The following is a 10,619-nucleotide window of genomic DNA, read 5'->3' on the forward strand; positions in this document are numbered from 1 at the left end:
CATGACCGACACGAACCAATACCTCATCCAGCAAGAGCCGTTCTACCAAGCCACCGGGCGCGAAGTGGAACTGTACCAAGCAGCCTACAACGCCCGCCTGCCGGTGATGGTGAAAGGCCCGACAGGTTGTGGCAAATCGCGTTTCGTCGAACACATGGCGTGGAAGCTCGGCAAGCCGCTGATCACTGTGGCGTGCAACGAAGACATGACCGCTTCCGACCTCGTAGGCCGTTACCTGCTGGAAGCCAATGGCACGCGCTGGCTCGATGGCCCACTGACTACCGCCGCACGTATCGGTGCGATTTGTTACCTCGATGAAATTGTCGAAGCGCGGCAAGACACGACTGTAGTCATCCACCCGCTTACCGACCACCGCCGCACCTTACCTTTGGATAAAAAAGGCGAATTGGTGCAGGCACACCCCGATTTCCAACTGGTGATTTCTTACAATCCCGGTTATCAGAGCTTGATGAAAGACCTCAAGCAATCCACCAAGCAACGCTTCGTGGCCTTCGATTTTGATTACCCCACTGCCGAAACCGAATCCAGCATCTTGCAGCAAGAAGCCGGTATTGATGCAGCACTGGCGGACAAGCTGGTGAAGATTGCACACACCGCACGTAACCTGAAAGGGCATGGGCTGGACGAAGGCATTTCCACCCGTTTGCTGGTGTACGCTGCCAGCTTGATCAAAGGCGGCATTGACACGGTTGACGCTTGCCGCATGGCATTGGTTAGCCCGATTACCGATGATGCGGACATCCGCAGCACCTTGAACCATACGATTGACGCGATCTTCGGGTAAGCAGTATGGAAGCCACCATCGCCCGTTACCGCGCCCAACTCAGTTGCAATTTCAAGCAGCTTGATGAAGCCTTCGCCGCTTGTATGCAGGACGCCATCGCCCTGTTGAGTGAGCAAGGCATCAAGGATTACCTCGACGGTGCGTCGTTGGTGTGCAAAATCGGGCGCGGTTTCGACCCCGTGCTGACCTATCTGGAAGAAATGCCGGTATTGGCGCATCGCCTCGGCGAAGGTTTGCTCACGCAAGTCAGCCAAGCGGTGTGGAAAATGTCGCGTACCCCGAACGGGCGTTCCATCCCTGCGTTTCTGCAAGCCTTGCCGGAAGCCAGCCGCCGTTTTGGTAGTGCTGAATTGGTGGCAAATTACATCACCATCGTGTTCGACATGATGGAGCGCACTACCGGCTCGATCCACGGTTTCCACACCACCATTCCCAGCCCCGGTTTGCCGAAATTGCTGGAGCAAATGCCTTATTTGATGAGCCAGCTAGCCTTGGGTGGCTTGAAGAACTGGATCGAATACGGCATCCGTAACTACGGCAAGCACCCGCAGCGGCAGGAAGAATATTTCGCGTTGGAATCTGCCGACAGCAAGGCGATGTTGCAGCACGAACGCCACGGCACGCTATTCACCCACCACGAGCGCAAGCTGAATCTGTATTTGAAAGCCTGCTGGGAAAATACCGAGTATCTCGTGCCGTATTCGGTGGATTTCCGCGATGTGCGTGAACAACAACCGTATTTTGACGAGTTCGGGATGCGCATTCCCGATGTGTTTGACGATGCACACGGCGTGGCGGGGATTGACCGTTATCGCGCGGTGTTGGCGCACATGGCGGCGCATCGGCGGTGGTCAGGCCGCGTGGTGGCGGATAATTTCAGCCCGCAGCAGCGCATGGCGATTGAACGCATGGAAGACAGCCGGGTGGAATGGCTGGCGATGCAGGAATACCCCGGTTTACGGCGCATTTTCACCGCATTGCACCCCGTTCCTTCGGAAACTGAATGCCAAGCGCAGGTGGAATCGTGCTTCCGTCACCGTTTGGCAATGTTGTCGTGGGCGATTTTGAACCCGGCACATGGCTACCAGCATCCGCAGGTGAACGAATTTGCGCAGCGTTTCCACACGAAAATGGCGGAAGGCAACGCGACCACGGCGGACATGGTGCAATTGGCGATTTCGTTTGTGGCGAAAACGCGCCTGCAATCCGACCAGTTACCGAACGTGTATTTCACCAATACCGCGATCCCTTACCGCGATGATAACCGCCATTTGTGGCAGTACATCGAGGAAAGCGACGACGAAGAATTCTTCGACGAACACAAACAAACCGCACAGCAGAACGAGCAATCCGGTTTGCCGCCGCGCCATTACCCGGAATGGGATTACAGCACCCAGACCTATCGCCCGGATTGGACGAGCGTGTATGAAAGCCTGCATCCGATGGGCAATCCGGCGGTGATTGATGCGCTGTTACAGAAACACGCGGCACTGGCGAAGCGTTTGAAGCAGATCGTGGATTTGCTCAAGCCGCAAAATTATACGCGGGTGCGTTATCAGGAGGAGGGCAGTGAGCTTGACCTTGATGTGGCGATCCGTTCACTGATTGATTTCAAGGGTGGGGCGAACCCTGACCCGCGCATCAATATGAGCCACAAGCATGACGGGCGTAATATCGCGGTCATGTTGCTGCTGGATTTGTCGGCTTCGATCAGCGAAGTGCCGGAAGGCGCAACGCAAAGCATTCTGGAATTGAGCCAAGAAGCGGTGTCGCTGCTGGCGTATGCGATTGAGGCGCTGGGCGACCCGTTTGCGATTGCGGGATTTGCGTCCAATACGCGCCACGAAGTGCGTTACCAGCACATCAAGGGTTTCAAGGAACATTGGGGTGATGCGGTAAAAGGGCGGCTAGCGGCGATGGACGCAGGCTATTCCACCCGTATGGGCGCGGCAATGCGTCATGCAGCGCATTATCTTGAACACCAGCAAGCTGATAAAAAACTGCTGCTGATTTTAACGGATGGCGAGCCGTCTGATATTGACGTGGATGATCCGCAATTATTGACGCAAGATGCGCGGCAAGCGGTGAAGGAACTCGACCAGAAAGGCATTTACAGTTATTGCATTAGCCTTGATCCGCGAGCGGATGAATACGTGCGGGATATTTTCGGCAAGCGAGTCACGGTGGTGGATAATGTGCAGCGCTTACCGGAAAGGATGACGCAGGTGTTTGTTACGTTGACGGGGTAAGCTAAGCTGTTTCATTTGATTAACAAACGACCTTGTTTTTTTATTGGTTTTTATGGGCGATACTTTGTCGACTAAGATGATCTAGGTGCTATTTTTGATTTTAAGCGAACCTCTTTCTCTAAACTGCCACTGAGTATTTTTTTTCCCTTTTATTGAGTTTATGTCTGGTAGCAATGCTTCCGCTTTATGAAAGCAAGCTTTTGCTATCTTCTTGTATTCATTAAGTATTAACACGTATGACTCTTCTGTTGCTGAATCAGTGTTGTAAATGTCAATAAAATCTATCTTGTTCATATTTATTTCTTCCATGCAAAAGAATATATCATTTCGAGTATTATTCTATTGATAAAAGGAGTTATTTCAATAAGGTTTGCACTTTGGTTCTTGTCGCTGAAATAGTTGTCATTGTCACAGTCGATAGTTATTATCCCTATGGTTTTATCAAGATGTCTATCATTGGTTGTCGTTGAATTCTGAATGTCATTGTCTATTAGTAGCGGAATGGCAATCATTGATTTTAAGTATTTTTCTTGTTTGTTGTGAAAGTAATTGATGGTTGTCTTGTCTGCACTGATTATGGATTCTGTTTTCCAGGCGCGAGATGCTACACTGTCTTTATCTATTAAGAGTTTTTTCTCAATATGTTCTTTTGATTTTAAAGTAAGAAAAGGCTGTCCATCGAAAGGAATGTCAACCAAAGGGATAAGGTGGCTTTGGCGTTTTACAAACAAAGCGCATCTGAAGCGAATTTTTTCTTGATTTATAACGTGGAGCATTTCTATCATTGCCATTAAAATGGATCTTAGTGAGTTTCTATCTCCTAATATTTTATTGGAGGTTAAAATTTGTTTGACTTTTTGTTTGACAATGTTATCTAAAAAATCCATTATTGTTATAAGTCGTTGTATTTCATTGCTTGGTGTTCTAATGTCAGAGTTTTTCTTCGTAAAAGCATTGTCTTCCTCATCATGTTTGCAGACATTTGAAATATAAACTTTCTTGAATTCAGTTGATTCAAAAAGATTATTAATGTTTTCAGAAAATTGTCCCCATATTCCCCTATTGTTTTCGTCATTGGCAGAGTTGAATAGTCCTATTATAATCCCAGTTCCCATTAATAATAAAATGTAAAGCATTAATGATTCGTTGGTGTCAACGTTTTTATTTAGCTTCCATTCTAGTAATCGTGCAATCATGTATATTGGGATAAGTGCAGTGGCCGAAATCCATACACTGTAGCGTAAAAGGAATATGTACCTGCATTTATATGTAAACCACAAAAGATCATTTATTTTGCTGGCAGGTAATTCGGCAAATATAGAGTTCCATCTGTAAGATTTGTTGTCGTCGTTTATTAATAATCGATTTCCACATTCTTCTGTGATACATTTTTCGCATATATTGGGTAGTTTGTTAGATGGCAAGTGTCTTGCGTAATAATGTACCTCATCCATTAATTTATATATGACTGGAAGGTGACAGTTTTTTTCTTTATTTACAATGTTTCTCAGTAATTCGCCATTGCTAAGTGGATCGTTGCTTAAGAAGTGTAGCGATGTAAAAATAATTAGACAAAGAAATATAAATAGTTTTAATGGATCTCCAGAATATATGGGGAGTGCTTTGTTTGAGTCAAAGCCTTCAATAAAAATATTTTCCAGCCAGTTGTTTTTTATGACTAATTTTAATGTTTCAGAATTCTCTACTAGCTTTTCTGTGATTAGTGTGGTTGCGCTATAGTTTGGACTAGATAATTCCGCACCTATTATAATTAATAGAGATGTAAATATTGCAAAAGAAAATCGCAATACGAACTTCTTGTTATCCCATATTTTCCTTACCTGAAAGTTGTTTAAGCTCTCGGAATTAATTGGGTTTTTAAATAGCGATATCATAAGTAAAATAGTTAAACTTCAAGTCCAAATATTAATACCTTTAGGCTATCACAAAATCAACAAAATGTCTATAATTTATTTGAAAAGCTTGGATGGAAGTTGCTGATCTATTTTTGTTTAGACAGCACCCTGCGTGGAGTAGAAAGCAGTGTGGTATTAGAAAGTAGACATATTGGCTCATGACCGTGCAGATAAACGTGCCTCCCTGAAAACTTGCCCATCCCTTCAACGAATGGTAACACAGCGAGCTGATATGGGTGTATTCAAGTGCATTCTGCCTTCACTCCTCTGCCAACTTAACCAACTTTTGTACTAGAGTTGCGGATAAACGATACCCAACTTTCTGTAAGGCATTTAGTTCGGTAGTGATATTGGTAATATGACCGTGCCGCTTAGCTGCCAGCAGTACCGCGCCAATACCCGCAATTGGGATGCCCCTACGTGCTGCCATATCCCGCCCTCGGCGTTCATCAATCAGCAAAAAACGGGCGTTTAGGGCTTCAGCCAATGCAATTGCCTCAGATTCTCCGGGATCAAGTGTTTGGCTCAGTTCCCCATAAACCTCAGCAGAAAACTGTTCAACGGCGGCAACACGCAACCATCCGGCTTCCAATGCCTGTTTCAACTTCTCACTGCCTGGACGCTTGGCGTCAGGTTTTAATTCAGCATGAACAGCGGGCGGAATCCAAATTTCTTTATACAACAGCGGCAACAGCGGCAATTGCCCGATTTTGGCTAGTCCAATCAATGGGCTGGCATCCGCAATGACGATGCCACTCAAAGCACGTGCTCCAATTCGGCATCCACCTCATCCGCCGGATAATCCACCGCATCAATGCCAATTTTACCTAGCAAGTCGATAAATGCTTCTAAATCCAGCCCAGCGAAACGGGCAGCTTGTGCGAGCGTCATTTGTCGGGTTTGCACGAAAAGCAGCGCCAAGGTGCGTTGCACACCGTACCGCAACAAGTTTTCATCAAATGGAATGGTCAGGAAGGAGGGCTTGCCGTGTTTGGTGATAACGCTCATGTTTCCAAGTTCGGCTTGCCGCAGTAAATCACCGGAATGGTTGCGCAAGTCGCGGGCGCTGAATACTTCGACTGCTTGCATGGCGTATTCCTCGAATCAGTTATGTACACAAAGTGTAGCATATCATCCATGCCGTATACGGACATCTGGAAATGTTAAAACGGATTCCACTCGCCCGACAAAACCGCTCAGTGTTTCTGGCACGCCGCATTATAAGTCGTGTCAGTACGGCTCGAACTCTGGATGATTTCTTCGTAAACCTGATTTTCCTTGCCGCCTTCTGTTAGCCCTTTCTTCACCAGATAATCGAAAGTGGGGCCATCCGGGCTGCCATATTTTTGTTTGTCGCGTTCGCGCAGTTCTTTGACTTCGGATTGGTCGGGCATCATGAAACGGGCGTTGACCCGTGCTTCGTGGCGTATCTCGTAGGCGTGTTTGGCGCGTTCTTCAGCGCTCATGCCTTCTTGAACCCAGCGGTTGTTGATCGCAGGGATGGCAACGACCTGATAGTTATACCAATCACGGACTTCGCAGTCGGTTTTCGGGATATGGTATTGCGCCCCAGCTTCTTGCGGAACGGCGGCTTGTGGGGCGAGTGCTTTGGTGGCAGGTGTGGCGCAGCCCGCCAGTGCCAATGCAAACAATAAACCTGCCCAACGGCGCTGGTACTTTAATCGCATCTTGAATTCCTCACAATTCCCGCAATACGCGGAAGCCTAAATTTGTATCCATTTCATCCAAATAGCGTTTTTTGCGGGCAGCACTACGCGCCAGCGTTGCCGGGTCAAACCATGAACCGCCTTTGGTCACATACCAATGCGGATCGGCAGACGTGGAAGGGCTACCGTCGCGGTTGGCGTTGAGGTGCGAAGGTGTCCAGTGGTTGCCGGTGAATTCCCAGACATTGCCATGCATATCGTGCAAGCCCCAGGCGTTGGGGGTGCGGATGCCGGTTTCGCTGGCCTTGGGGGTAGGGAAGCAGCGCGGTATGTACCAGCGGCGGTTGTCCCGCGCTTCTTTGTAGGGGAACAGTGGGTTGAAATGCACTTCCTTGCAGCTTATTTCTTCGCCGTGGTAGAACGGTGTGGCAGTGCCAGCGCGGGCAGCGTATTCCCATTCGGCTTCGGTGGGTAAGCGGTAAGTATGCCCGGTTTGTTCGCTGAGCCACGCGAGGTAGAGCTTGATGTCTTCCATGCGCACATTGATGACCGGGTAGCGCCCGCTGTGCCAGATCAGTTCGGGGCGCAAGTACCATTCGGTGGCTTTGCGGAACTGGTCGAATTCTTCCGCAGTGACAGGGTAAACACCCAGCGCAAACGGGCGACTAACGTTGGTGAGGTGGCGCGGGGCTTCTTCGCGCTGATGCCCGAATTCCGTCGGGTCGGAACCCATTTCAAAACGTCCGGCGGGAATGATGGCAAGCTCAGGGGCAAGTGCGCCGGATTTGAGGGTATCGCGGCAGAAAGTCACCATTCCCACGCTTTGCGCTGCTTCGGATTGTAATTGTTTGATTTGTTGGTCGTTGAGTTCATCAACATAAGGTAGGCGCGAATCGGGGGGGAAGTTTTCTGGTATTGCCATCTGTATCAGCGCACGTTAATAAAGCGAAATATATCATTATCACTAAATCAGGGCGTAAGACAACACAGAAACCCTGATTTTGCGCTATATATTTGGTCTGAGGGTTCATATCAGTGGTCGGTAAAGGGGATAACTGCATGAAAAGACGGATGGTTGCAAGTGGGTTTGAGCGTCGATCCCGCAATGCGCAAGCGTTGTTGGATGGCCTGATCATCTACGGTCAGGAGTTGGGGGAACTGGGTAAGCAGCTAGAACGTCTGTTGCGTCAGCATGGTGTGCGTTCGAGCTTAGACCCGGTTTTTGCATCCCGTTGTCATTAAAAATATAAAGCTTGTGGTGATGAACCTTTTGCGGTTCCAGCGCGTCTACTTTAATGACGCAGTAGCGCCATGAGTCATTGAGTTAAGGTCAGACCCCGGTTTAACAGCCGGGGTTTTTCTTTGTGTGGAATAATTGCGCAGTTAGCCGCTGGTACGCCAAAAAGTGCAGCTTGTCGGCAATATTTGTATTTTTTATCGTCGCTCATGCGTTTGCCCTTATACTAGGCGTAACGAAATATATAGCCCCAAATCATAATACTAATGGGTGGCCTTATGATGAGATTCCGATCCTGTTCCCGTGGACGACAGGCAGGTCTGAGCCTGCTAGAAGTGTTGATCGCAGCGCTAGTGCTGTCTATTGGCCTGCTTGGCCTCGCCAGCTTACAGATTGCAGGCATGAAAACGACCCATAACTCCTACCAAATGCAGCAAGCCACGTGGATGGTGCAAGACTTGCTGGAACGTATGCGTGCCAATAAACCCGGCGCAGCGGCAGGTGACTACAACGTTGCCATCAATGCGTGTGGTTCACCACCAACTTGCCTCAGCGCAACCGCTTGTACTTCCACAGAAATGGCCAAAGTCGATTTGTACCAAGTGAAATGCGGCTCAGGCTCCAACGGTGGGTTCGCCAATGAACTGATGAATGGCGTGTTGACCGTGGCTTGTGTAGCCGGGGGATGCACCAAAGGGGTGAATGTCAGCCTCCGTTGGGATGAGCGCAATGCGGCACAAAAAAGCGGCGCGAACATTGAAACTTTCACCATCCAACTTAACGCCATCCTGTAGGGGGAAACATGAAAAACCGTATGAGGCAGCAAGGCGTTACCCTAGTCGAACTGATGATCGCAATGCTGGTCAGTTTGGTGTTGGCGGCGGGGGTCGGCACTGTGTACTTAAGCAGCAAGCGCAACTATCAGGCACGTGACCAGCTTTCCATGATGAATGAAAATGCCCGTGTCGCGCTCGAAACCCTGCAACAACACCTCGAACACGCGGGTTACGCCACTGCCGCTAAGTTACCGTTGCCGGGTGGGAATTATTTTTATGTGAATGGCGATTCCACTACTGCCCCCGTTGCTTTTATTTGTGGTGGTTTAGGGGAAGCAAATGTTAGGGATGTCAATGATTTCAATTCGCGGGGTACGCAGGATGCCTTTAATACCTTTGGCGATGCTATTAGTATTCGATTTTTAGGAGATGATAACTTATTTGCTGATGCTGCGGGTGGAGTGTTGCCCGGTGGTGCAAGTGATAATTGCCGTGTTGAAAAATCTACGAATATACAAGCGAGTTTTATTTATAATGCTTTTCACGTTGATACAGATGGCAATACTAAAAATAGCTTAAATGAGTGGGTTCCAATTCTTTATGCGGTTGGTTCTAATGTAAATAACCGTCAACCTATCGTAAACGGCATTGAAAATTTGCAGTTCATGTATGGTATTGACGGCAATTTGGATGGTACTGCCGATTATTTTTTGAATGCTACCGATACCACTAGTGGCGCTTTGTGGCGACGGGTAATCAGTATTAAAGTTGCAATTTTGGTTAGGTCACTTGAGCCAGTATTGGAGACAGCCACAGCGTCATCTTATAAATTACTGGATAAAACGGTGAACATAACAACACCTGACCGTTACCAGCGGCGGGTTTACACGACGGTTATCCAGTTGCGCAATGTGGTGGACGGCTAAAAGGGGGAATGATGAATAAGCCAATACATACAATAAACAGGCAACAAGGCTCAGTGCTGCTGTGGGGGCTGGTCATTTTACTGGTGTTGACTGTGATGGGTGTCGCTGCTTCGCGCATGGCGGGCACGGATACCCGGATTGCGGGGAACCAGATGATGTACATGCTGACCTTCCAAGGTGCTGATTCCATGTTGCGCAAATCGGCTACCTTGTATGAAGTGCTCCAAACCGCGACGAATGGTACAGCACCCGCTACCCCGAAAAAAGGTGTGGTCAAGGAACGCACGCTGGATGGGAGCAATAGCTACACGGATAGCTACAGCAATGTTACTGCTATAGGGGTATCGGACATGGGTGAATCGCAAGGTTGCCCACTGTTGAAGATCGCTATCACCACGGAAATGACTTCTGATACGGGCGGTATTACCTGCCGGGTGTTCACGACGGATGTCAATGCATCCCTCACGGGAACAGGCGCTCGCAGCCAACATTCGGAAGGGGTGTTAAAGCCTGTCCCCACAGCAAATTGATAAGGAACAGATAATGATAACAATGATGAAATCCTCCCAACGTGGTTTTACCTTGGTCGAGTTGATGATAGCGGTGGCGATTATGGGCATTCTGGCTGCGGTTGCTTACCCCAGTTATGTGTCGCAAGTGCGCAAGGCCAAACGTTCTGATGCGTTTGTTGCCCTGAATGAGATGGCGCAGCGGCAGGAACGTTATTTTCTGCTCAACCGCAGTTATGCAAAAGGGTTGACGGCTACGTCGGGGGAGCTGGGTTATGGCACGACTAGCCCGCAAGGCTTGTATACCCTATCCGTTGCGGCATTGGATGCGGGTGGTGGTGCGTGTACGGGGTTAAGCGCGGATGCTTGCGTGAGTTTCACACTGTCGGCAACACCCGTGACAGGTTCGCCGCAGGCCAGTGATAGCGCGTGTAAAACCATCACGCTGGATAACAGGGGAACTAAGGCAGCGAAAGACAACAGCAATGCGGCTTCCACTGTCTGTTGGTAACAAGTAAGTAAATGACGGAAAGA

General features: G+C 48.8%; 14 protein-coding genes. 7 read left to right on the forward strand and 7 right to left on the reverse strand.

The annotated features are described in order from the left end of the window. Position 1 precedes the first annotated feature (1 nt). Positions 2-805, forward strand: a complete 804-nt coding sequence (locus PHE17_RS12080; protein ID WP_301016115.1) for a CbbQ/NirQ/NorQ/GpvN family protein — start codon at positions 2-4, stop codon at positions 803-805. A 5-nt stretch (positions 806-810) separates the two neighbouring features. Then, the gene (locus PHE17_RS12085; RefSeq protein WP_301016116.1) at positions 811-3,054 is read left to right on the forward strand and encodes a VWA domain-containing protein; all 2,244 of its coding nucleotides are present in this window, start codon (positions 811-813) and stop codon (positions 3,052-3,054) included. Between the two features lie 81 nt (positions 3,055-3,135). Here PHE17_RS12085 and PHE17_RS12090 read toward each other — a convergent pair whose 3' ends face one another. The 6 genes from PHE17_RS12090 to PHE17_RS12115 all read right to left on the reverse strand — a co-directional run bounded on the left by PHE17_RS12090 (position 3,136) and on the right by PHE17_RS12115 (position 7,559). Further along, positions 3,136-3,348, reverse strand: coding sequence for a hypothetical protein (locus tag PHE17_RS12090; protein ID WP_301016117.1), 213 nt, complete (start codon positions 3,346-3,348; stop codon positions 3,136-3,138). 2 nt (positions 3,349-3,350) lie between these two features. Next, the gene (locus tag PHE17_RS12095) at positions 3,351-4,862 is read right to left on the reverse strand and encodes a hypothetical protein (protein WP_301016118.1); all 1,512 of its coding nucleotides are present in this window, start codon (positions 4,860-4,862) and stop codon (positions 3,351-3,353) included. A 367-nt stretch (positions 4,863-5,229) separates the two neighbouring features. Continuing rightward, a complete protein-coding gene (locus PHE17_RS12100; protein ID WP_301016119.1) occupies positions 5,230-5,730 on the reverse strand; it encodes a DUF3368 domain-containing protein in 501 nt (166 codons plus the stop codon). After that, the gene (locus PHE17_RS12105; RefSeq protein WP_301016120.1) at positions 5,727-6,059 is read right to left on the reverse strand and encodes a type II toxin-antitoxin system prevent-host-death family antitoxin; all 333 of its coding nucleotides are present in this window, start codon (positions 6,057-6,059) and stop codon (positions 5,727-5,729) included. The genes PHE17_RS12100 and PHE17_RS12105 overlap by 4 nt, the downstream gene beginning before the upstream one ends. A 107-nt stretch (positions 6,060-6,166) precedes the next feature. Then, the gene (locus PHE17_RS12110; protein ID WP_301016121.1) at positions 6,167-6,658 is read right to left on the reverse strand and encodes a hypothetical protein; all 492 of its coding nucleotides are present in this window, start codon (positions 6,656-6,658) and stop codon (positions 6,167-6,169) included. A 10-nt stretch (positions 6,659-6,668) separates the two neighbouring features. Continuing rightward, a complete protein-coding gene (locus PHE17_RS12115) occupies positions 6,669-7,559 on the reverse strand; it encodes a formylglycine-generating enzyme family protein (RefSeq protein ID WP_301016122.1) in 891 nt (296 codons plus the stop codon). A 137-nt stretch (positions 7,560-7,696) separates the two neighbouring features. Here PHE17_RS12115 and PHE17_RS12120 point away from each other — a divergent pair, with 137 nt between their 5' ends. After that, positions 7,697-7,879, forward strand: a complete 183-nt coding sequence (locus PHE17_RS12120; RefSeq protein WP_301016123.1) for a hypothetical protein — start codon at positions 7,697-7,699, stop codon at positions 7,877-7,879. 74 nt (positions 7,880-7,953) lie between these two features. On the opposite strand, the gene PHE17_RS12125 is transcribed toward PHE17_RS12120, so the two are convergent. Beyond that, the gene (locus tag PHE17_RS12125; protein WP_301016124.1) at positions 7,954-8,085 is read right to left on the reverse strand and encodes a hypothetical protein; all 132 of its coding nucleotides are present in this window, start codon (positions 8,083-8,085) and stop codon (positions 7,954-7,956) included. A gap of 67 nt (positions 8,086-8,152) precedes the next feature. Between PHE17_RS12125 and pilV the strand changes: the two genes are divergently transcribed. From pilV to PHE17_RS12145, 4 genes are read left to right on the forward strand one after another with little or no spacing between them, the layout of a single operon-like run. Next, positions 8,153-8,668 (forward strand): type IV pilus modification protein PilV, encoded by a 516-nt coding sequence (gene pilV, locus PHE17_RS12130; RefSeq protein WP_301016125.1) that lies wholly within the window; start codon positions 8,153-8,155, stop codon positions 8,666-8,668. An 8-nt stretch (positions 8,669-8,676) separates the two neighbouring features. After that, positions 8,677-9,576, forward strand: a complete 900-nt coding sequence (locus PHE17_RS12135; protein ID WP_301016126.1) for a PilW family protein — start codon at positions 8,677-8,679, stop codon at positions 9,574-9,576. A gap of 11 nt (positions 9,577-9,587) precedes the next feature. Next, a complete protein-coding gene (locus PHE17_RS12140; protein ID WP_301016127.1) occupies positions 9,588-10,106 on the forward strand; it encodes a PilX N-terminal domain-containing pilus assembly protein in 519 nt (172 codons plus the stop codon). A 13-nt stretch (positions 10,107-10,119) separates the two neighbouring features. Further along, entirely contained in the window at positions 10,120-10,596 is a 477-nt protein-coding gene (locus PHE17_RS12145; RefSeq protein ID WP_301016128.1) for a type IV pilin protein, read from the forward strand. The last annotated feature ends 23 nt before the right edge of the window (positions 10,597-10,619 follow it).

The sequence above is a fragment of the Thiothrix sp. genome, assembly GCF_028714775.1.
Taxonomy (GTDB): Bacteria; Pseudomonadota; Gammaproteobacteria; order Thiotrichales; family Thiotrichaceae; genus Thiothrix.